19 protein-coding genes are annotated in these 20,279 nt (G+C 64.5%); 14 read left to right on the top strand and 5 right to left on the bottom strand.

The window, feature by feature from the left end; genetic code table 11:
- Positions 1 to 88 precede the first annotated feature (88 nt).
- The 3 genes from xseA (at position 89) to HTA01S_RS08585 (ending at position 4,585) form a co-directional block, all read left to right on the top strand.
- Entirely contained in the window at positions 89 to 1,315 is a 1,227-nt protein-coding gene (gene xseA / locus HTA01S_RS25920) for an exodeoxyribonuclease VII large subunit (RefSeq protein WP_068169330.1), read from the top strand.
- A gap of 138 nt (positions 1,316 to 1,453) precedes the next feature.
- Positions 1,454 to 2,035: a superoxide dismutase gene (locus tag HTA01S_RS25915; RefSeq protein ID WP_068169326.1), complete on the top strand. Its 582-nt coding sequence runs from the start codon at positions 1,454 to 1,456 to the stop codon at positions 2,033 to 2,035.
- A 312-nt stretch (positions 2,036 to 2,347) separates the two neighbouring features.
- Positions 2,348 to 4,585, top strand: a complete 2,238-nt coding sequence (locus HTA01S_RS08585) for an NADP-dependent isocitrate dehydrogenase (protein ID WP_068169323.1) — start codon at positions 2,348 to 2,350, stop codon at positions 4,583 to 4,585.
- A 177-nt stretch (positions 4,586 to 4,762) separates the two neighbouring features.
- Here HTA01S_RS08585 and HTA01S_RS08580 read toward each other — a convergent pair whose 3' ends face one another.
- On the bottom strand, positions 4,763 to 5,218 hold the full coding sequence (locus HTA01S_RS08580) for a DUF192 domain-containing protein (protein WP_068169320.1): 456 nt from the start codon (positions 5,216 to 5,218) through the stop codon (positions 4,763 to 4,765).
- 202 nt (positions 5,219 to 5,420) lie between these two features.
- On the opposite strand from HTA01S_RS08580, the gene icd reads away from it, so the two are divergent.
- The 3 genes from icd to clpA all read left to right on the top strand — a co-directional run bounded on the left by icd (position 5,421) and on the right by clpA (position 9,725).
- Positions 5,421 to 6,674: an NADP-dependent isocitrate dehydrogenase gene (gene icd / locus HTA01S_RS08575; RefSeq protein ID WP_068169318.1), complete on the top strand. Its 1,254-nt coding sequence runs from the start codon at positions 5,421 to 5,423 to the stop codon at positions 6,672 to 6,674.
- 263 nt (positions 6,675 to 6,937) lie between these two features.
- The gene (clpS, locus tag HTA01S_RS08570) at positions 6,938 to 7,294 is read left to right on the top strand and encodes an ATP-dependent Clp protease adapter ClpS (protein ID WP_068169315.1); all 357 of its coding nucleotides are present in this window, start codon (positions 6,938 to 6,940) and stop codon (positions 7,292 to 7,294) included.
- Positions 7,295 to 7,388: 94 nt separating this feature from the next.
- The gene (gene clpA / locus HTA01S_RS08565; protein ID WP_068169311.1) at positions 7,389 to 9,725 is read left to right on the top strand and encodes an ATP-dependent Clp protease ATP-binding subunit ClpA; all 2,337 of its coding nucleotides are present in this window, start codon (positions 7,389 to 7,391) and stop codon (positions 9,723 to 9,725) included.
- A 72-nt stretch (positions 9,726 to 9,797) separates the two neighbouring features.
- Here the strand turns inward: clpA and HTA01S_RS08560 are convergent, their stop codons facing one another.
- The 3 genes from HTA01S_RS08560 to HTA01S_RS08550 all read right to left on the bottom strand — a co-directional run bounded on the left by HTA01S_RS08560 (position 9,798) and on the right by HTA01S_RS08550 (position 12,718).
- Complete coding sequence (locus tag HTA01S_RS08560) at positions 9,798 to 10,571, bottom strand: SGNH/GDSL hydrolase family protein (protein WP_084235952.1); 774 nt, start codon at positions 10,569 to 10,571, stop codon at positions 9,798 to 9,800.
- Positions 10,572 to 10,632: 61 nt separating this feature from the next.
- Positions 10,633 to 11,124, bottom strand: a complete 492-nt coding sequence (locus HTA01S_RS08555) for a DUF1499 domain-containing protein (protein WP_068169303.1) — start codon at positions 11,122 to 11,124, stop codon at positions 10,633 to 10,635.
- A gap of 46 nt (positions 11,125 to 11,170) precedes the next feature.
- Entirely contained in the window at positions 11,171 to 12,718 is a 1,548-nt protein-coding gene (locus tag HTA01S_RS08550) for a helicase HerA-like C-terminal domain-containing protein (protein WP_068169299.1), read from the bottom strand.
- A 92-nt stretch (positions 12,719 to 12,810) separates the two neighbouring features.
- Here HTA01S_RS08550 and HTA01S_RS08545 point away from each other — a divergent pair, with 92 nt between their 5' ends.
- From HTA01S_RS08545 to HTA01S_RS08510, 8 genes are all read left to right on the top strand, one after another.
- The gene (locus tag HTA01S_RS08545) at positions 12,811 to 13,530 is read left to right on the top strand and encodes a YebC/PmpR family DNA-binding transcriptional regulator (protein ID WP_068169296.1); all 720 of its coding nucleotides are present in this window, start codon (positions 12,811 to 12,813) and stop codon (positions 13,528 to 13,530) included.
- A gap of 131 nt (positions 13,531 to 13,661) precedes the next feature.
- A complete protein-coding gene (gene purD / locus HTA01S_RS08540; protein ID WP_068169294.1) occupies positions 13,662 to 14,936 on the top strand; it encodes a phosphoribosylamine--glycine ligase in 1,275 nt (424 codons plus the stop codon).
- A gap of 49 nt (positions 14,937 to 14,985) precedes the next feature.
- Positions 14,986 to 15,900 carry an oxygen-dependent coproporphyrinogen oxidase gene (gene hemF / locus HTA01S_RS08535; RefSeq protein WP_068169290.1) on the top strand — a complete coding sequence of 305 codons (915 nt, stop codon included), beginning with the start codon at positions 14,986 to 14,988 and terminating at the stop codon, positions 15,898 to 15,900.
- The gene (nadD, locus tag HTA01S_RS08530; protein ID WP_245638034.1) at positions 15,900 to 16,556 is read left to right on the top strand and encodes a nicotinate (nicotinamide) nucleotide adenylyltransferase; all 657 of its coding nucleotides are present in this window, start codon (positions 15,900 to 15,902) and stop codon (positions 16,554 to 16,556) included. The genes hemF and nadD overlap by 1 nt, the downstream gene beginning before the upstream one ends.
- Positions 16,553 to 17,314 (top strand): ribosome silencing factor, encoded by a 762-nt coding sequence (rsfS, locus tag HTA01S_RS08525; protein ID WP_068169287.1) that lies wholly within the window; start codon positions 16,553 to 16,555, stop codon positions 17,312 to 17,314. Before nadD ends, rsfS begins: the two co-directional genes overlap by 4 nt.
- Positions 17,311 to 17,778, top strand: coding sequence for a 23S rRNA (pseudouridine(1915)-N(3))-methyltransferase RlmH (rlmH, locus tag HTA01S_RS08520; protein WP_068169285.1), 468 nt, complete (start codon positions 17,311 to 17,313; stop codon positions 17,776 to 17,778). The genes rsfS and rlmH overlap by 4 nt, the downstream gene beginning before the upstream one ends.
- Before the next feature lie 119 nt (positions 17,779 to 17,897).
- The gene (locus HTA01S_RS08515; RefSeq protein WP_068169282.1) at positions 17,898 to 18,515 is read left to right on the top strand and encodes a Maf family protein; all 618 of its coding nucleotides are present in this window, start codon (positions 17,898 to 17,900) and stop codon (positions 18,513 to 18,515) included.
- A 36-nt stretch (positions 18,516 to 18,551) separates the two neighbouring features.
- Complete coding sequence (locus HTA01S_RS08510) at positions 18,552 to 20,108, top strand: Rne/Rng family ribonuclease (protein ID WP_068169280.1); 1,557 nt, start codon at positions 18,552 to 18,554, stop codon at positions 20,106 to 20,108.
- On the opposite strand, the gene HTA01S_RS25500 is transcribed toward HTA01S_RS08510, so the two are convergent.
- Positions 20,105 to 20,251, bottom strand: coding sequence for a hypothetical protein (locus HTA01S_RS25500; protein WP_169804756.1), 147 nt, complete (start codon positions 20,249 to 20,251; stop codon positions 20,105 to 20,107). The genes HTA01S_RS08510 and HTA01S_RS25500 overlap by 4 nt on opposite strands.
- Positions 20,252 to 20,279: the final 28 nt, after the last annotated feature.

Raw genomic sequence — 20,279 nt, 5'->3', positions numbered from 1 at the left:
CACTTTTGGTCTGGAGAGCCCTGTGTCTGAGCCATTTTCAGGTTCTGATGCAGCACCGGCGCGCCGTGTCTGGGCGGTTGGGCCGCTCATGCGCGCCATTGCGGACACTTTGTCCGCGCGCTTCAACCCGGTGGCGGTGCGTGGCGAGATTTCCGGTTTCTCGCGTGCGGCCAGCGGGCATTGTTACTTTTCGCTCAAGGACGACACCGGGCAGGTCCGCTGTGCCCTGTTTCGCCGCTCGGCCGAACAGCTGAGCTTTGCCCCGCGCGACGGGCAGGTGGTGGAGGCCCAGGGAAAACTCGACGTGTACGGTCCGCGCGGCGACCTGCAACTGATCGTGGACAGCCTCAAGCCTGCCGGCCAGGGGGCACTGTTCGAGGAATTCCTGCGCCTCAAGGCACGGCTTGAAGCCGAGGGGCTGTTTGATGCGGCCCGCAAACGGGCGCTGCCGCCCCAGCCGCGCAGCATTGGTGTGGTCACTTCGCTGGGGGCGGCGGCCCTGCGCGACGTCATCACCGCGCTGCGCCGACGTGTGCCGCACCTGCCTGTGGTGGTGTATCCCGCGGCGGTGCAGGGCGCACAGGCACCGGCCGAACTGTGTGCGGCGCTGCAGACGGCCTACCGCCGCCACGAGCAAACGGGTGAAAGCGCCGTGCTGCTGCTGGTGCGGGGTGGCGGTTCGCTGGAAGACCTGTGGTCGTTCAACGACGAAACACTGGTGCGCACCGTGGCGCGGGCGCCCATGCCCGTGGTCTGTGGCGTCGGCCACGAAACCGACTTCACCCTGGCCGATTTCGTGGCCGACCTGCGCGCGCCCACCCCCACGGCCGCGGCCGAGCTGTGCGCCCCCACACGCGAGGCCCGCCTGGGCGAGCTGGCCTATCTGGGCGAACGTCTGGCCGAGGCCGCCTACGGCGCCATCGACCAGCGCGCGCAGCGGCTGGACCGGCTCGCTCAACGCCTGGGCAGGCCCTCGGGTCGACTGCACGACAACCACCAGCGGCTCATGGGTCTGCAGCACCGCCTGCAGCGTGGGCTGCTGCTGGCGGCACAGCGTCAGCAAAACCGGCTGCAGTCCCTGCAAACCGCCTTGCCACTGGCCCTGCGGCGGGCGCAGGAGCAGCACAGTGCGCGCCTGCAGCGCCTGGATGCGGCCCTGGGTCTGCTCGATCCGCACCTGGTGCTGGAGCGGGGCTACGCGTTCCTGACCGACGCACAGGGCCTGGCCATCACCCGTGTGGCCCAAACTCGGGCGGGGCAGGCCTTGCGGGCCACGCTCTCCGATGGCGAACTGGGCCTCACGGTGAATTTGTAAGGGATGTGAGCCCAAGAAACCCTGATCTCTGCTGTCTCTTTGTGCGTGCCTACAATGCGCGATCGTCTTGCTGGAGGGCTTCGCGCCCGGCCCGGCGTTCTTTCTCTCACAACACAACCACCACACGAGGAACCCCCCATGGAACACACCTTGCCCGCACTGCCTTATGGCCTGGACGATCTGGCGCCCCACTACAGCCGCGAAACGCTGGAGTTCCACCATGGCAAGCACCACAACGCCTATGTGGTCAACCTGAACAACCTGCAAAAGGGCACCGAGTTCGAGGCCATGGACCTGGAGTCCATCATCAAGAAGTCCAGCGGCGGCATCTACAACAACGCCGCCCAGATCTGGAACCACACCTTCTTCTGGAACTGCATGAAGCCCAACGGCGGCGGCGAGCCTTCCGGCGCGCTGGCCGCGGCCATCAATGCCAAGTGGGGCAGCTACGCCGCCTTCAAGGAAGCGTTCGTCAAGAGCGCGGTGGGCAACTTCGGTTCTGGCTGGACCTGGCTGGTGAAGAAGGCCGATGGCTCGGTCGACATCGTCAACATGGGCGCTGCCGGCACCCCGCTGACCACCGGCGACAAGGCCCTGCTGACCGTGGACGTGTGGGAGCACGCCTACTACATCGACTACCGCAACCTGCGCCCCAAGTTCGTCGAAACCTACCTCGACAAGCTGGTGAACTGGTCGTTCGCCGAAGCCAACTTCGCCTGAAAGCGGTTTTCAGGCTGACAGAAAAGGGCTCGAAGGCCATGCCTTCGGGCCCTTTTTGTTGCCCGTCGGCGCCGTGGTGTGTGCGCCCAGTCGGTGCTGATGTGTCCCTGATTTCGTTGGCTTTCGGGGCATTTTTGCCGATTCGCACAAAAAAAGTTGGTCAATCGATCTCAAAAATTCGCATTGTGAGATTGCAGTTCAAAAAGCGGGGTTTGGGTCAGAGCGCTGAAAGCAAAATCTCGGACTATCCGCCGATTCGGTTGGCCTGCCACACGGCCAGCGGGATGCCTACAACGATATCTGGAGAAAACCGTGAGCAACCAGCAACCCACCATCATCTACACGTTGACCGACGAAGCGCCGTTGTTGGCCACCAGCGCCTTTTTGCCCATCATCCGCACGTTCACCGCGCCCGCTGGCATCAACGTGGTCTCCAGCGACATTTCGGTGGCGGCACGCATTCTGGCCACGTTTCCCGAATGCCTGACGGAAGAACAGCGCGTGCCCGATGCGCTGGCCGAGCTGGGCAAGCTGACGCTGCGGCCCGAGGCCAACATCATCAAATTGCCCAACATCAGCGCCTCGGTGGGCCAGTTGGTCAACGCCATTAAAGAATTGCAGTCCAAAGGTTATGCGCTGCCCGACTATCCCGAGTCGGCCAAGTCGCCCGAAGAAGAGGCCATCCGCGCCCGTTACGCCAAGTGCATCGGCAGCGCCGTCAACCCCGTGCTGCGCGAAGGCAACTCGGACCGTCGCGCACCCAAGGCCGTGAAGGAATACGCCCGCAAGAACCCGCACAGCATGGCCGAATGGAGCCAGGCTTCGCGCTCGCACGTCTCGCACATGCACGCCGGCGACTTCTACCACGGCGAAAAGTCGATCACCCTGGACAAGGCGCGCGACGTGAAGATGGAGTTGATCACGAACAGCGGCAAGACCATCGTGCTCAAGCCCAAGGTCTCGCTGCTCGACCGCGAGGTGATCGACAGCATGTTCATGAGCAAGAAGGCGCTGGAAGCGTTCTACGAGAAGGAAATCGAGGACGCCCACAAGACCGGCGTCATGTTCTCGCTGCACGTGAAAGCCACCATGATGAAGGTGTCCCACCCCATCGTGTTTGGTCACTGCGTGAAGATCTTCTACAAGGACGCTTTCGCCAAGCACGGCGCCTTGTTCGACGAACTGGGCGTGAACGTCAACAACGGCATGGCCAACCTGTACGACAAGATCTCCACGCTGCCGCAGAGCAAACAGGACGAGATCAAGCGCGACCTGCACGCCTGCCACGAGTACCGTCCCGAACTGGCCATGGTGGATTCCGCCAAGGGCATCACCAACTTCCACTCGCCCAACGACGTGATCGTGGACGCTTCCATGCCCGCCATGATCCGCAACGGCGGCAAGATGTGGGGTGCCGATGGCCGGCTGAAGGACGTGAAGGCGGTCATGCCCGAGTCGACTTTTGCCCGCATCTACCAGGAGATGATCAACTTCTGCAAATGGCACGGCGCTTTCGACCCCAAGACCATGGGCACCGTGCCCAACGTGGGCCTGATGGCCCAGCAGGCCGAGGAATACGGCTCACACGACAAGACCTTCGAGATTCCCGAAGACGGCGTGGCCAACATCACCGATCTGGCCACGGGCGAAGTGCTGCTGAGCCAGAACGTGGAAGCCGGTGACATCTGGCGTATGTGCCAGGTCAAGGACGCCGCCATCCGCGACTGGGTGAAGCTGGCCGTGACACGCGCGCGCAACTCCGGCATGCCGGTGGTGTTCTGGCTGGACCAGTACCGTCCGCACGAGGCCCAGCTGATCACCAAGGTCAAGATGTACCTGCACGAGCACAACACCACCGGTCTGGACATCCAGATCATGAGCCAGGTGCGTGCCATGCGCTACACCCTGGAGCGTGTGGTCCGAGGCCTGGACACCATCAGCGCCACCGGCAACATCCTGCGCGACTACCTGACCGACCTGTTCCCCATCATGGAACTGGGCACCTCGGCCAAGATGCTGTCCGTGGTGCCGCTGATGGCGGGCGGCGGCATGTATGAAACCGGCGCCGGCGGCTCGGCGCCCAAACATGTGCAGCAACTGGTGGAAGAAAACCACCTGCGCTGGGATTCGCTGGGTGAATTCCTGGCACTGGCGGTTTCGCTGGAAGATCTGGGCATCAAAACCGGCAACAACCAGGCCAAGATTCTGGCCAAGACGCTGGACGCGGCCACCGGCAAGCTGCTGGACAACAACAAGAACCCGTCGCCCAAGACCGGTCAGCTGGACAACCGCGGCAGCCAGTTCTACCTGGCCATGTACTGGGCCCAGGAGCTGGCCGCGCAGTCCGAAGATGCTGCTCTGGCCGCCCATTTCGCACCGCTGGCCCAGAAACTGGCGGAGAACGAACAAACCATCGTGGCCGAGCTGGCTGAGGTGCAGGGCAAGCCGGTGGACATCGGCGGGTACTACAAGCCCGACTTTGACAAGCTGGCCGCCGTGATGCGTCCGAGCCCCACACTGAACGCGGCGCTGGAAACCGTCCCCGCTTAAGGCACTGAAGGCCGTTCCACCGTTCCGGTGGACGCGCCGTCATCGACGACGGCTGATCTCAAAAGCGACCCGGATGGCATGGCCGTCCGGGTCGCTTTTGTCTTTGTCCTTGTGGGCGAACGGGGTGCGTCATGCGGCCGGGGCCGATGCAGAGCCCACAGCCTTCGCGGCCTTCGGTTATTTGCGGCGCTCGAAGGGCGCACCACCCAGCCGGGAGCCCGACTTGAGCCCGCGTTTGGCAAACCAGCCCTTGTTCATTTCCAGCACATAGCGCACCGGTTGGGTCGAGCAGTGCGAGTCCAGCGTCTGCGGCTTCATGTCGGCCAGGTTGACGATGGTGCCGTCATCGGCCACGAAGGCGGCGGTCAGCGGCAGCAGTGTGTTTTTCATCCAGAAACACTGGCCCGCGGGCTGCTCGAAGACAAACAGCATGCCCTCATTTGCCGGCATCTCCTGCCGGAACATCAGGCCGATGGTGCGCTGCTCCGGCGTGGCCGCCAGCTGGGCGTTGATCAGGTGCATACCCGCCGAGAGTGTCACGCGTGGCAACTGGAGCTGGGGGGTGTCCTGGGACCAGGCGGGGAGTGCGAAAACGGCCAGCAGGCAGGAGAGTTGGACGAGCAGTCGGTTCATGAGGCGATGGCGGTGGTCATGGGCAGTTCACATTGTCCGCCATTCGCCGTGGTAGGGCCGAGCCGGCTGGTTCCAGGGGCGGCGCCTGGCCCGGGCAGAACAATCGGCACTAGAATTTGCGAGCACGATCCCGTGCGGCCACCGGACCCCATCAACATGGGCCGGCGCCTCACCCCATAGCCTCTCACGGAGACCCGTCCCCATGTACCAGCACATCACCATCCCTGCCCAAGGCGAGAAGATCACCGTCAATGCCGACATGTCGCTCAATGTGCCTGACCAGCCCATCGTGCCGTACATCGAAGGCGACGGCACGGGTCTGGACATCACCCCGGTGATGCTCAAGGTGGTGGACGCGGCCGTGGCCAAGGCCTACGGCGGCCAGCGCAAGATCCACTGGATGGAGGTGTACGCCGGTGAGAAGTCGACCAAGGTCTACGGCCCCGACGTGTGGCTGCCCGAAGAAACCCTGGCCGCGTTGCGCGAATACGTGGTCTCCATCAAGGGTCCGCTGACCACCCCCGTGGGCGGCGGCATCCGATCGCTGAACGTGGCGCTGCGCCAGGAACTCGATCTCTACGTCTGCCTGCGCCCGGTCCAGTACTTCAAGGGCGTGCCTTCGCCGGTGAAAGAGCCGGAAAAGACCAACATGGTGATCTTCCGCGAGAACTCGGAGGACATCTACGCCGGCATCGAGTACGAAGCCGAGTCCGACAAGGCCAAGAAGCTGATCAAGTTCCTGATGGAAGAGATGGGCGTGACCAAGATCCGTTTCCCGAACACCTCGGGCATCGGCATCAAACCGGTGTCGCGTGAAGGGACCGAGCGCCTGGTGCGCAAGGCCATCCAGTACGCGATCGACAACGACAAGCCCAGCGTGACCATCGTGCACAAGGGCAACATCATGAAGTACACCGAAGGGGGCTTCCGTGACTGGTCGTATGCCCTGGCCCAGAAGGAGTTTGGCGCCGAACTGATCGACGGTGGCCCGTGGTGCAAGTTCAAGAACCCGAAGTCTGGCAAGGACATCGTGATCAAGGACAGCATTGCCGACGCTTTCCTGCAGCAGATTCTGCTGCGCCCAGCCGAGTACTCGGTGGTGGCGACGCTGAACCTGAATGGTGATTACATCTCCGACGCCCTGGCCGCGCAGGTGGGCGGCATCGGCATTGCCCCCGGCGCCAACCTGTCCGACTCCGTGGCCTGTTTTGAAGCCACCCACGGCACGGCACCGAAGTACGCCGGCAAGGACTACGTGAATCCTGGTTCCGAAATCCTCTCCGCCGAAATGATGCTGCGCCACATGGGCTGGAAGGAAGCCGCGGACCTGATCATCAGTTCGATCGAGAAGTCCATCGCCAGCAAGAAGGTCACCTACGACTTCGCCCGCCTGATGGACGGCGCCACCCAGGTGAGCTGCTCCGGTTTTGGTCAGGTCATGATCGACAACATGTGATCCGGCACCGCCCCGCAGCGGACCCGGGTCACCGGGCGCTGCCTCGGGGTGGTGAAAGAGCGCGAAAAACCGCCAGGAAGCCGGCTTCCTCGGCGGTTTCGTTTTTGGGCGCGCGCCTCACAATGGAGCATGCCCAACAGCGGATCCTGGCGCCAGTCCAGCGCCTCCCTCCCAAACCCCATGCCAGGGGAAGCGAGCGGGCGCAGGCATTTCATTTGCCTTCGCCGCGCAGGGGATGGGTGTGCGCCGCTAGAATCAAATTCATGGCCACCCAGAACCCCAGAAAACCACCCAATCCCGTTGCCCCGCCCAGTGTGGGCAGCGATGATTCCGTGGTGCTTGAGCGCCGCACGCAGCGCGTCAAACCGCCCCAGATGTTCCAGGTGGTGCTGCTCAACGACGACTTCACGCCCATGGAGTTCGTGGTCCACGTTATCCAGGAGTTCTTCAGCAAGGACCGCGAAACCGCGACCCAGATCATGCTCAAGATCCACCTGGAGGGCAAAGGCATCTGCGGCGTTTACACCCGTGACGTGGCCAGCACCAAGGTCGACCAGGTGCTGCAGGCGGCCCGCTCGGCTGGCCACCCGCTGCAGTGCTTGAGTGAACCGGTTGAATAAATAACAACACACCCCACCTGATGGTCTGCTACCGCGTAATCTCTATCCCTGAAATCCGCGTTTCCTATCACCCACAGCCCTAAAGGAAGTGTCCATGATTGCCCAGGAACTTGAAGTCAGCTTGCACATGGCCTTCGTCGAGGCTCGGCAACAGCGACACGAATTCATTACCGTCGAGCACTTGCTGCTCGCGCTGCTGGACAACCCCAGCGCGGCCGAGGTGCTTCGCGCCTGCTCGGCCAACGTCGACGACTTGCGCAAGTCGCTGGCGAATTTCATCAAGGACAACACCCCACAGGTGGCCGGCACCGACGAGGTGGACACCCAACCCACGCTCGGTTTCCAGCGTGTGATTCAGCGCGCGATCATGCACGTGCAGTCCACCGGCAACGGCAAGAAGGAAGTGACGGGCGCCAATGTGCTGGTTGCCATCTTCGGCGAAAAGGACTCTCATGCTGTCTACTACCTGCACCAGCAGGGCGTGACGCGCCTGGACGTGGTCAATTTCATCGCTCACGGCATCCGCAAGAGCGATCCGCCCGAGCCCACCAAGTCGGGTGAAAGCGCGGCCGAGAACGAAGAGGCCGGTGAAGCCAAGAGCAACGAAAAGGCCTCGCCGCTGGAGCAGTTCACCCAGAACCTCAACCAGTTGGCCAAAGACGGCAAGATCGACCCGCTGATCGGCCGCGAATACGAGGTCGAGCGTGTGATCCAGATCCTGTGCCGCCGCCGCAAGAACAACCCGTTGCTGGTGGGCGAGGCCGGTGTGGGCAAGACCGCCATCGCCGAGGGACTGGCCTGGCGCATCACCCAGGGGGACGTGCCCGAGATCCTGGCCGAGTCGCATGTGTATTCGCTCGACATGGGGGCGCTGCTGGCCGGTACCAAGTACCGCGGTGACTTCGAGCAGCGCCTGAAGGGTGTTCTCAAGTCGCTCAAGGACAAGCCCAACGCGATTCTGTTCATCGACGAAATCCACACCCTGATCGGGGCCGGCGCGGCCTCGGGTGGCACGCTGGACGCGTCCAATCTGCTCAAGCCGGCACTCTCCAGTGGTCAGATGAAGTGCATCGGCGCGACCACCTTCACCGAATACCGCGGCATTTTCGAAAAAGACGCCGCGCTGTCGCGCCGTTTCCAGAAAGTGGATGTGGTCGAACCCACGGTGGAACAGACGGTGGATATTCTCAAGGGACTCAAGAGCCGCTTCGAGGAACACCACAACGTCAAGTACGCCCTGGCGGCGCTGCAGGCGGCGGCCGAGTTGAGCGCCAAGTACATCAACGACCGCCACCTGCCCGACAAGGCGATCGACGTGATCGACGAAGCGGGCGCGGCGCAGCGCATCCTGCCGGCGTCCAAGCGCAAGAAAACCATCAGCAAGGCTGAGGTCGAAGAGATCGTGGCCAAAATCGCACGCATCCCGCCGGCCAACGTGTCCAACGACGACCGCGGCAAGCTGCAGACGCTGGAACGCGACCTCAAGAGCGTGGTGTTTGGCCAGGACAAGGCGCTGGAAGTGCTGGCATCGTCGGTCAAGATGGCGCGTTCGGGCCTGGGCAAGAGCGACAAGCCGATCGGCGCCTTCCTGTTCAGCGGCCCCACCGGCGTCGGCAAGACCGAAGCCGCCAAGCAGCTGGCCTACATCATGGGCATCGACCTGATCCGCTTCGACATGTCGGAGTACATGGAGCGCCATGCCGTGAGCCGCCTGATCGGTGCGCCTCCCGGTTACGTGGGCTTTGACCAGGGTGGCCTGCTGACCGAAGCCATCACCAAGAAGCCGCACTGCGTGCTGCTGCTCGACGAAATCGAAAAGGCGCACCCCGACATCTTCAACGTGCTGCTGCAGGTGATGGACCACGGCACCCTGACCGACAACAACGGGCGCAAGGCCGATTTCCGCAACGTTATCGTCATCATGACGACCAATGCCGGCGCGGAGACCATGAACAAGGCCACGATCGGGTTCACCAACCCGCGCGAGGCTGGCGACGAGATGGCCGACATCAAGCGCTTGTTCACGCCGGAGTTCCGCAACCGTCTGGACGCCATCGTGGGCTTCAAGGCGCTGGACGAGAACGTCATCATGCGCGTGGTGGACAAGTTCCTGCTGCAGCTCGAAGGCCAGTTGACCGAGAAGAAGGTGGAAGTCACCTTCACCGATGCGTTGCGCAAGCACTTGGCCAAGAAGGGCTTCGATCCGCTCATGGGCGCACGTCCGATGCAGCGGCTGATCCAGGACACGATCCGTCGTGCTCTGGCGGACGAACTGCTGTTCGGGCGCCTGACCGAAGGCGGCCGGCTCACGGTGGACCTGGAAACCAAGACCGACGAAGCCGGCAAGGAAACCCAGGAAGTCAAGCTCGACATCCAGCCGCTGCCGAAGAAAGAAGGCAAGGCCAAGCCGGAAGAGGCCACGGCGGGTTGATGCCGGGCGCCCTGGCGCACACAAAACAAAGGCCCGGACATCCGGGCCTTTGTTTTTGGGGCTGTTGAGCGGTCAGTGCGTCCGCCAGGCCAGCACGGTGTCGGCCCATTTGTTGCCGAGTTTGGCCTCACCGCTGGCGTTCGGGTGGACGCCGTCGTAGTTGTCCGCCACCGAATAACCCGCAGCCTGGTTCACCACGGCGATGGGCGAGAGCGCTGAGTTGCGCGACGCCGCCAGGCCGTCGATGCCGCGGTTCAGTGCCGCTGTTCCTGCGGTGTCGGGGGCGGCCGGAATGATCTTGGCCAGCACGATGTGGGTGTCGGCCTTGCCTGCCCGGATAGCGTCGATCACGCTTCCCAGCTCCGCGATGATGCCGGCGGCGCTCTGGCCATTGAGCACGTCGTTGGTGCCCAGGTGGAGCAAGACCACGTCGGGGCGGGCGTTGCCGACCTTGCCGGCTACCAGGGGCGCCAGTTCGTGGGCATGGTAGTCCCAATAGCCTTCGTGGTCCTGGTCGAAATCGGGGTTGGGGGCGCTGGTTTGTGGGCTGTCGCGGTAGCCGCTGGAGACGCCGGTGCGGCTGCCCACCAGGTCCACCGAGCAGCCCGCGGCGTTCAGGCGTTGCCAGAGCACCCGGCGGTAGCTGTTGTGTCCCGCCTCGGCCTGGGTGACCGAATCGCCCAGGGGCATGATGCGCAGCGGGCCACCTTCGCCGCCACAGCTCGCGACCCTGAGCGCCGATGTGGCGTTTCCCGAACCATCGTCAGAGTCGCCACCGCCACAGGCGCTGAGCACCGCGGTGAGCAGCAGCATGGCGGCACGGGAGGGGGTCTTTTTTTGAGGCATGAAGCATCCAGGAGAAGGTGGTTTGATGGGCTGCCGATGGGGAATCGGTTTTGCAGGTGGCTCATTGACGCAGATAGGCCGCGCGGATGTGTTCCATGCGTCGGCGGTTCAGACCGGTGTCCTCTCTGCCCAGGCGGCTTGCGCTGCGCACCTCGATCACGCCCCGCGCCGGATTGAACCAGAACTCGAGGTCGTCCACGAATCTGAGCCAGCGTGTCCGGGCCTGCGCGTAGAGGTAGTCCGGCCGCTGTTCGACCAGCGTGATGCCGGGCTGCCCCTGCAGCACGGCGGCCAGCGTGCGCAGCGAGGCGGCGGCGTCGCCATGTTTGAGGGGCAGGGGCGGAATGAGAGCGTGGGCCCGTTGGGGGTGGTCCGGATACAGATCGGCCTGGCTGGAGACGCTGTTGCGCGTGAGGGACGGCGGCTTCAGTCGACCTTGCCTCACACCGAGATCCGAAGGCTGATGGCCGCTGAACCAGTCGAATTGGGCGCCGATCAGGAGCACAACGGCCAGGGCGAGCAGGCCGTACAGCAGTGTTTTGAGCAGACCCACGCAGGGAGCCGGAAAGTTCGCAGGGAAGGGCGGAAAAGTCGCCGGGTCAGCGTTTGCCGCCCAACAAGCTTCCCAACACCCCCCGCACGATCTGCCGGCCGATCCCGCTGGCGACGCTGCGGGCCGCGGTCTTGGCCATGGTTTGCACCAGGCCGTCGTATTGGCCGCCGCGTGGACCCGTGCGACCGAACAGGGCCTCATTCAACATGCCGCCAATGCCGCCGCTGCCAGCCGCTTCGGCAGGCTGTTTCGCCACACCTGGAATGCGCGGGGTTTTGGGCACGCCAGCCGCCTCGGGCTCCGCTGGGGCGGTGCGTGCGTCCACATGGGCACGCAGGATTTCGTGGGCGCTTTCGCGATCCACCTCTTTTTCGTACACCCCGGCCACCAGCGAACCCTGCAGCAGGCTCTGGCGCTGTTGCGCGGTGATGGGGCCGAGCTGGCTGCCCGGGGGCACCACATACACGCGCTCGGTTTCGCTGGGACGGCCCTTGCTGTCGAGCAGGCTCACCAGCGCTTCGCCCACGGCGAGTTCTGTGATGGCGGCTTCGATGTCCAGGCCGGCTTTGGGGCGCATGGTCTCTGCCGTTGCCCGCACGGCTTTCTGGTCGCGCGGGGTGAAGGCACGCAGGGCGTGCTGCACGCGGTTGCCGAGCTGGCCGAGCACGCTGTCGGGAATGTCCAGCGGGTTCTGCGTCACGAAATACACGCCGACGCCCTTGGACCGCACGAGGCGCACCACCAGCTCGATGCGCTCGATCAGCACTTTCGGCGCTTCATTGAACAGGAGGTGGGCCTCGTCGAAGAAAAACACCAGCTTGGGCTTTTCCGGGTCACCGATCTCGGGCAACTGCTCGAACAGCTCGGACAGCATCCACAGCAGAAAGGTGGCGTACAGGCGCGGTGAGTTCATCAGCTTGTCGGCGGCGAGGATGTTGACCACGCCTTTGCCGTCCACCGTCTGCATGAAGTCGCTGATGTCGAGCATGGGCTCGCCAAAGAACCGGTCGCCGCCTTGCTGCTCGACCTGCATCAGGCCGCGCTGGATGGCGCCGATGCTGGCCGCGCTGATGTTGCCGTATTCGGTGGTGAACTGCTTGGCGTTGTCGCCCACGTGCTGCAGCATGGTGCGCAGGTCTTTCATATCCAGCAGCAGCAGGCCGTTGTCATCGGCGATCTTGAACACGAGGTTGAGCACGCCGGCCTGGGTGTCGTTGAGGTTGAGCATGCGCGCCAGCAGCAGCGGCCCCATGTCGCTCACCGTGGCCCGCACCGGGTGGCCCTGTTCACCGAACACATCCCACAGCGTGGCGGGGCAGGCCTGGCTGGTGGGCAGGGTGATGCCGCGGTCCTTGAGCACGGCGCTGATCTTTTCGCCGAAGCTGCCCAGCTGGCTGATGCCGGTGAGGTCGCCCTTCACGTCCGCCATGAACACCGGCACGCCGATGTTGGAGAACTGCTCGGCCAGGGTCTGCAGGGTCACGGTCTTGCCGGTGCCGGTGGCGCCGGTGATGAGGCCGTGTCGGTTGGCCAGGCCCGGCAGCAGATGACACTGGGTGGTGGCGTTCTGGGCAATCAGCATCGGTTCGGCCATGATGGATGGGGTCCTTCTGGGGGCAAGGTGGGTGAAAACGTAAAATCGCCTGCTTATTAGATCAAACCCGAAACGGGGATAAGGAATCTTTCGTGGCCGGACACAGCAAATGGGCAAATATTCAACACCGCAAGGGTCGCCAGGACGAAAAGCGGGGAAAGATCTGGACGCGCGTCATCCGTGAGATCACGGTGGCCGCCCGCACCGGTGGCGGTGACCCGACGATGAACCCGCGTTTGCGGCTGGCGATCGACAAGGCCAAGGCCGCCAACATGCCGGCCGACCGCATCAAGTACAACGTGGATAAGGCCTCGGGCAATCTGGAAGGGCAGGCCCTGGAGGAAATCCGTTACGAAGGCTACGGCATCGGCGGCGCGGCGATCATCGTCGACACCATGACCGACAACAAGGTGCGCACCGTGGCCGAAGTGCGCCACGCCTTCAGCAAGTTCGGCGGCAACCTGGGTACCGAAGGTTCGGTGGCGTTCCAGTTCAAACACTGCGGCCAGATCATCTTCGCTCCCGGCACTTCGGAAGACCAGGTCATGGAAGTGGCGCTGGAAGCGGGCGCCGAAGACGTGATCACCGATGACGACGGCGCCATCGAGGTGCTGACCGCCTACACCGACTTCGAAGCGGTGAAGAACGCGCTGGAGGCTGCCGGCCTCAAGCCTGAGGTGGCCGAGGTGACCATGCGTCCTGAAAACACCATCGAACTGACCGGTGAAGATGCCGCCCGTATGCAGAAGCTGCTGGATGTGCTCGAAGACCTGGACGACGTGCAGGAAGTCTTCCACAACGCCGAGCTGTGATCCCCCCTGCGCCGCGCTGCGCGCGTCACCCCCCCCAGGGGGCAACGCGATGCGGTCCGGCAAAGCCGGTTCCGCCGCGTTCTCGATGGGGCATTGCGCTCCGACACTGTGATTGAATTTTGGAGATAGGTTTGAAAGTCCTGGTGATTGGCGGCGGTGGCCGCGAGCACGCGCTGGCGTGGAAACTGAAACAGTCCGAGGGCGTGAGCCAGGTCTTCGTGGCACCCGGCAACGCCGGCACCGCACGGGACGCCGAACTGACCAACCTGTCCGTGACGGACAAGGTGGCGCTGCGCGAATGGGCCCAGGCCAACAACGTCGCGCTCACGGTGGTCGGCCCAGAGGCCCCGCTGGCTGCGGGCGTGGTGGATGAGTTCCGTGTCCATGGCCTGCCGATTTTCGGCCCTACGAAAGCCGCCGCGCAGCTGGAAAGCTCCAAGGCCTTCTCCAAGGCCTTCATGCAGCGCCACGGCATCCCCACGGCCGAGTACCAGACCTTCACCGACCCGGTGCAGGCGCACGCCTTTGTGGATGCCAAGGGCGCACCGATCGTGATCAAGGCCGATGGCCTGGCGGCGGGCAAGGGCGTGGTGGTGGCCATGTCGCTCGCCGAAGCGCACGAAGCGATCGACTTCATGCTGCTGGACAACACGCTGGGCGTGGCCCACAACGAAGGCGGCGCGCGCGTGGTGATTGAGGAGTTCCTCACGGGCGAAGAGGCCAGCTTCATCGTGCTGTGCGACGGCGTGCGTGCACTGGCGCTGGCCACCAGCCAGGACCACAAGCGCCTGCTGGACGCGGATCAGGGGCCGAACACCGGTGGCATGGGCGCGTATTCGCCCGCGCCGGTGGTCACGCCCGAGGTGCACCAGCGGGCCATGGACGAGGTGATCCTGCCGACGCTGCGCGGCATGGCGGCCGACGGCATTCCCTACACCGGCTTCCTGTATGCCGGCCTGATGATCACGCCCGACGGCCGCGTGAAGACGCTGGAATTCAACTGCCGCATGGGCGACCCGGAAACCCAGCCGATCATGATGCGCCTCAAGAGCAACCTGGCGCAGGTGTTGCTGGCCGCCACGCGCAGCGAGCTCGATCGGGTCGCCCTGGAGTGGGACCCGCGTGTGGCGCTCGGCGTGGTGCTGGCAGCGGCAGGCTATCCGCTGAGTCCGCGCAAGGGCGACGTCATCACCGGCCTGCCGGCGGATGCGCCCGATCTCATGGTGTTCCACGCCGGCACCAGCGAGTCCAGTGGGGATGTGGTGGCGTCGGGTGGCCGGGTGCTGTGTGTCACCGCGCTGGGCGACACCGTGGCCAGCGCCCAACGCAGAGCCTATGACGCGATCGACCGCATCCGCTTTGACGGCATGCAGTTCCGCCGCGACATCGGTTACCGCGCGGCGTGATGCCGCGCCTGGCCGGGGCGACCCGATTTCCGCACATCCGGACACCTGCATGAGCCAACAGACCCAAGAGGTTCGCGACTACCTGACCGACTTGCAGGAGCGCATCACATCCACCGTGGCCCTGATTGATGGCGGCCGTTTCGTGGTGGACAAGTGGAAGAAGGCGCCCGGCGAATCGCTGCAAGGGCAGGGCATCACGCAGATCCTGGAGGGGGGTGCGGTGTTCGAGCGCGCCGGCTGCGGTTTTTCGCACGTGAAGGGCCCGCGCCTGCCGCCCTCGGCCACGCAGCACCGGCCCGAGCTCTCGGGCGCGCCGTTCGAGGCCATGGGGGTGTCGCTGGTGTTCCACCCGCGCAACCCCTACGTGCCCACGGTGCACATGAACGTGCGCATGATCGCCGCCAAACCCCAGGGCGGCGCGCCGGTGTACTGGTTCGGCGGTGGCATGGACCTCACGCCCTACTATGGTTTCGAGGAGGATGCGGTGCATTTCCACCGCAGTTGCAAAACCGCGCTCGACCCGTTCGGGGTGGACAAGTACCCGCGGTTCAAGGCCTGGTGCGACGAGTACTTCTATCTCAAACACCGTGATGAGCAACGCGGCATCGGTGGCGTGTTCTACGACGACTTTTCCGAGCTCGGGTTTGCCGGCAGCTTTGCCATGACGGCCTCGGTGGGTGATGCGTTTCTCGATGCCTACCTGCCCATCGTGGACCGGCGCAAGAACATGCCCTATGGCGAGCGCGAGCGCAACTTCCAGCTGTACCGTCGCGGACGCTATGTGGAGTTCAACCTGGTCTGGGACCGGGGAACCCATTTTGGCCTGCAGTCGGGCGGGCGCAGTGAGTCCATCCTGTTGTCCATGCCGCCGCTGGTTAGCTGGGCCTACAACCGCAAGAGCAAAAAAGGCACGCCGGAAGACCGGCTGTACAAGGAATTCCTGGTGCGCAAGGACTGGATCTGATGGCCCAGGCCAGCACCATGACCGCCCGACGCCCGCGAGTGGGCATGTTCGGCGGCGCCTTCGATCCACCCCACTGGGCGCATCGGGCCCTGGCGGACGTGGCGTTGAGCCAGCTCGGGCTCGACGTGCTGCACATCCTGCCCACGGGACAGGCCTGGCACAAGGCACGCGTGCTGTCGCCGGCCCAACACCGGGTGAACATGTGTCAGCTCGCCTTTGGCGATCTGCCCAACACCCGCATCGACGAGCGGGAAATCCACCGCGCCGGCCCGAGCTACACCGCCGACACCCTGAAAGAACTGGCCGCCGAGTACCCGGGTGCGGAGCTCTTCCTGGTGCTCGGGGCCGATCAATTGCTGGCTTTCAAGAGCTGGGTGCGCTGGCCCGAGGTGCTGGCGCAGGCCACGCTGGCCGTGGCCAACCGCGCGACCAACATCGGCGCCGACGCCACGCTGGGCCCGCAACAGGAAACGGATCTTTCGGGCGTGGACCTGCCATTTCGGCGGCTGGACATGCCGTTGCAAAACATCAGTGCCACCGCCGTGCGCGCCCATCTGGGGCAGACCATCAGTCGCAGCGACTCGCTGCAGGTTCTGGTGCCCGAGGCCGTCGCAAGCTATATTTCACTCCATCACCTTTATCAGAATCCTTCATGACCAGCGAAACCACCGGCAAAAAAGACATCCAGAAACTCCAGCGCGCCATTGTCGATGGGCTTGAGGACGTCAAGGGTCAGGACATCGTGGTCTTCAACACGGAACATCTTTCTCCTCTGTTCGAGCGCGTGATCGTCGCCAGTGGCACGTCCAACCGGCAGACCAAGGCCTTGGCCGCCAGCGTGCGCGACGCCGTGCGCGAGGCTGGCTTCGACAAGCCTCGCATCGAGGGCGAAGACAACGGAGAGTGGATCATCGTGGATTGCGGCGCAGCCGTGGCGCACGTGATGCAGCCCGTGATCCGGCAGTACTACCGCCTGGAAGAGATCTGGGGCGCCAAGCCAGTGCGCCTGAAGCACGGTGCGGAAAAGGCGGCCGAAGCCAAGCCCGCCGCCAAGACGGCGGCCAAGACCACGAAGAAGGGCGCCGCAGCCAAGGAAGTCAAGCCGATCGACGCCAAGTCGGTGGCACGCAAGGCCGCCAAGGCGGCTTCTGCAGCTGTGGCGGCCGCACCCGCCAAGGCCGCTGCGAAGACGACCACGCGGGCGACCGGAAAACCCGCGGCCAAGACCGCCGCGAAGCCTGCGAGCCGCAAGACTGCCACCGGCGCCGTGCCGGCCAAGGCCCCGCTCAAGACCGTGGTGGTCAAGCCCAAGAGCGCCACGCGCCCGGCCGCCAAGTCGGCAGCCAAACCGGCGGTGAAACGGGCGCCTGCCGCCAAGACCGCGGCCAAAGCGGCACCCAAGAAAAAGGCATGAAGCTGGTGATCGTCGCGGTCGGGCAGCGCATGCCCGACTGGGCCCAGACCGCCTACGACGACTACGCCAAACGCTTTCCGCCCGAGCTGCGGGTGGAGATCAAGACCGTCAAGACCGAACCGCGCGGCTCCAAGACCGTTGAGACGCTGCTGGCGGCCGAGCGCGAGCGCATCCAGGCGGCCCTGTCGCGCGGCTGCCGCGTGGTGGTGCTGGACGAGCGCGGCACGGCGCTGACGACCAAGGCACTGGCTCAGCAATTGCAGCAGTGGCAGCTGGATGGCGATGACGTGGCCCTGGTGATTGGCGGACCCGACGGCCTGGAACCGGCGTTCCGTGCGTCCGCGCACCAGCGCATTCGCCTGTCCGACCTGACCTTGCCGCACGCGATGGTGCGGGTGCTGCTGATCGAGCAGTTGTACCGGGCGTGGTCGATCAATGCCAACCACCCGTACCACCGAGAGTGAATCTCGTTCCCTGCGCCTCACTGCCGTGCGGGTTGCGGCCTTCTTGCGTGCCGTTCCACCTTGGGGCGGTTCGGTGGCGGAACATTCCCCTGCGCTGATCCACAGATCTAGGTTTCCCTATGTCCGATTTCATCTACCTCGCCTCCCAGAGTCCGCGACGCCTGCAACTGCTCGAACAATGGGGTGTGCGCTGCGAACTGCTGCTGCCCAACGCCGATGAAGACGTGGAGGCGCTGGAAGCGGTGCTGCCCGGCGAGGCGCCTGCGGCCTATGTGCAGCGTGTGACCGCTCTCAAGCTGGTGGCATCGCTGACCAGGCTCCAACGCCGCGGCCTGCCGCCCGCGCCAGTGCTCTGCGCCGACACCACGGTGGCGTTGGGCCGGCGCATCCTGGGCAAACCGGCCGACGCGGCGGAGGCCTGCCGCATGCTGGCCGATCTGGCGGGTCGCCGCCATCGGGTGCTCACGGCGGTGGCCGTTGGAAAACCCGGTGCCCGCGGCGCACGGCAATGGAGCGCGCTGTCCACCTCGTGGGTGAGTTTCGACGCCCTCACACCCGCGCAAATCCGGCGCTACGCCGACAGTGGCGAACCGCTGGGCAAGGCCGGTGCCTACGCGATCCAGGGGCGTGCGGCGCTGTGGACACGCCACATCAGCGGCAGTTATTCGGGCATCATGGGCCTGCCCGCGCACGAGACGGCGCAGGTGCTGGGTGCCGCCGGCGTGCGGCTGGTCTGAGCCGCTCATCCGACCACAACAGAGACAAGCGAAGCCATGAGCCAGGACATTTTGATCAATTGGGCGCCCCAGGAAACCCGCGTGGCGGTGGTGGAGCAGGGCGCGGTGCAGGAAGTGCATCTGGAGCGTACGCTGGAGCGCGGCCTGGTGGGCAACATCTACCTGGGCAAGGTCTCGCGGGTGTTGCCGGGCATGCAGTCGGCTTTCATCGACATCGGTCTGGACCGCGCCGCGTTCCTGCACGTGGCCGACCTCATGCCCAACATCGCAGCCAAACACGCCGCGCCGCGTGAGCGCAGCCAGGCCGTGTCCGCCAACGAGATATCAGCCCCGCCGACGTCGAACGGAGGCAACGCGCGCGTGCTCACGCCCGATCCGGTGCTGCCCATCGAACGCCAGATTTTTGAAGGCCAGGCGCTCATGGTGCAGGTGCTCAAGGATCCGATCGGCACCAAGGGCGCGCGCCTGACGGCGCAGATGAGCATTGCGGGGCGGCTGCTGGTGTTCCTGCCGCAGGACAACCACATTGGCGTGTCGCAGAAGATTCCGCCGGCCCAGCGTGAAGCGCTGCGCCAGCGCCTGGTGCGGCTGACCGCCACGTCCGACGGCAGCGCTGCGGGCGGCTTCATCCTGCGCACCAATGCCGAGGACGCGACCGACGAAGAACTGATAGAAGACACAGCCTACCTGCGCAAGACCTGGTTGCGAATCAAGGAGGCGTCCACGCGCCAGCCGCCCGCCACGCTGCTGCATGAGGACCTGAACCTGATGCAGCGCGTGCTGCGCGACCTGGTGAGTGCGCAGACGCAGTCGATCCGCATCGATTCGCGCGAACAGTATGGCCTGCTGAAGGCCTTCGCGGCCGAGTTCATGCCCGATACGGTAGGCAAACTGCAGCACTACAGTGGTGAGCGCCCGATCTTTGACCTGTTCAACATCGACGAAGACATCGTGCGTGCGCTCAGTCGCCGAGTCGATCTGAAATCCGGCGGGTATCTGGTGATCGACCAGACCGAGGCGCTGACCACGGTGGACGTGAACACCGGTGGTTTTGTGGGGGCGCGCAATTTCGACGACACGGTGTTCCGTACCAATCTCGAAGCCGCCCAGACGATCGCGCGCCAGCTGCGCCTGCGCAACCTGGGTGGCATCGTCATCGTGGACTTCATCGACATGGTGCGCGACGACCATCGGGAGGCGGTGCTGACCGAGTTCCGCAAGCAGCTCGCGCGCGACCGCGTCAAGACCATGATCGGCGGGTTCTCGCAACTGGGTCTGGTGGAGATGACGCGCAAGCGCACACGCGAGTCGCTGGCCCAGATGCTCAGCGAGCCCTGCGCGGCCTGCAGTGGCAAAGGGGTGGTCAAGACCGCGCGCAGCGTGTGCTACGACATCCTGCGCGAGATCCTGCGCGAGGCGCGTGCCTTCAACCCGCGCGAGTTCCGCGTGGTGGCTTCACCTCAGGTGGTCGAGTTGTTCCTGGACGAGGAAAGCCAACACCTGGCCGGCTTGAGCGACTTCATCGGCAAGCCGATTTCGCTGCAGGCCGAAGGCTCCATGACACAGGAACAGTACGACATCGTGTTGCTTTAGAGCTCCCGGCTCCACGGGCTTCTTGCCCGGCTGTCTGTGCGATGGCGCACATCGTTGTGTTTAAGCGCCTCGATGCCGTGACGACCTGCTTGTGCCTTGATAATCCAGCGGTGACAAGAGATGGGTGCATTTTCATCAAGCATGTGTCTTTTCCTCGGTATTTTTTATCTT

The organism is Hydrogenophaga taeniospiralis CCUG 15921 (assembly GCF_001592305.1).
In the GTDB taxonomy this organism is placed as follows: domain Bacteria; phylum Pseudomonadota; class Gammaproteobacteria; order Burkholderiales; family Burkholderiaceae_C; genus Hydrogenophaga; species Hydrogenophaga taeniospiralis.
Note: the sequence above shows the minus strand (reverse complement) of the source record. Positions and strands in the feature narration are given on the sequence as shown.

Excerpts from the sequence above, each read along its gene's own strand:
- HTA01S_RS25500 (WP_169804756.1), bottom strand. The coding sequence starts at position 20,251 with ATGCTTGATGAAAATGCACCCATCTCTTGTCACCGCTGGATTATCAAG.
- nadD (WP_245638034.1), top strand. The coding sequence starts at position 15,900 with ATGGCCCAGGCCAGCACCATGACCGCCCGACGCCCGCGAGTGGGCATG.
- HTA01S_RS08515 (WP_068169282.1), top strand. The coding sequence starts at position 17,898 with ATGTCCGATTTCATCTACCTCGCCTCCCAGAGTCCGCGACGCCTGCAA.
- rsfS (WP_068169287.1), top strand. The coding sequence starts at position 16,553 with ATGACCAGCGAAACCACCGGCAAAAAAGACATCCAGAAACTCCAGCGC.
- HTA01S_RS08560 (WP_084235952.1), bottom strand. The coding sequence starts at position 10,571 with ATGCCTCAAAAAAAGACCCCCTCCCGTGCCGCCATGCTGCTGCTCACC.
- rlmH (WP_068169285.1), top strand. The coding sequence starts at position 17,311 with ATGAAGCTGGTGATCGTCGCGGTCGGGCAGCGCATGCCCGACTGGGCC.
- HTA01S_RS08580 (WP_068169320.1), bottom strand. The coding sequence starts at position 5,218 with ATGAACCGACTGCTCGTCCAACTCTCCTGCCTGCTGGCCGTTTTCGCA.
- icd (WP_068169318.1), top strand. The coding sequence starts at position 5,421 with ATGTACCAGCACATCACCATCCCTGCCCAAGGCGAGAAGATCACCGTC.
- hemF (WP_068169290.1), top strand. The coding sequence starts at position 14,986 with ATGAGCCAACAGACCCAAGAGGTTCGCGACTACCTGACCGACTTGCAG.
- HTA01S_RS25915 (WP_068169326.1), top strand. The coding sequence starts at position 1,454 with ATGGAACACACCTTGCCCGCACTGCCTTATGGCCTGGACGATCTGGCG.
- HTA01S_RS08550 (WP_068169299.1), bottom strand. The coding sequence starts at position 12,718 with ATGGCCGAACCGATGCTGATTGCCCAGAACGCCACCACCCAGTGTCAT.
- HTA01S_RS08510 (WP_068169280.1), top strand. The coding sequence starts at position 18,552 with ATGAGCCAGGACATTTTGATCAATTGGGCGCCCCAGGAAACCCGCGTG.
- xseA (WP_068169330.1), top strand. The coding sequence starts at position 89 with ATGCGCGCCATTGCGGACACTTTGTCCGCGCGCTTCAACCCGGTGGCG.
- clpA (WP_068169311.1), top strand. The coding sequence starts at position 7,389 with ATGATTGCCCAGGAACTTGAAGTCAGCTTGCACATGGCCTTCGTCGAG.
- clpS (WP_068169315.1), top strand. The coding sequence starts at position 6,938 with ATGGCCACCCAGAACCCCAGAAAACCACCCAATCCCGTTGCCCCGCCC.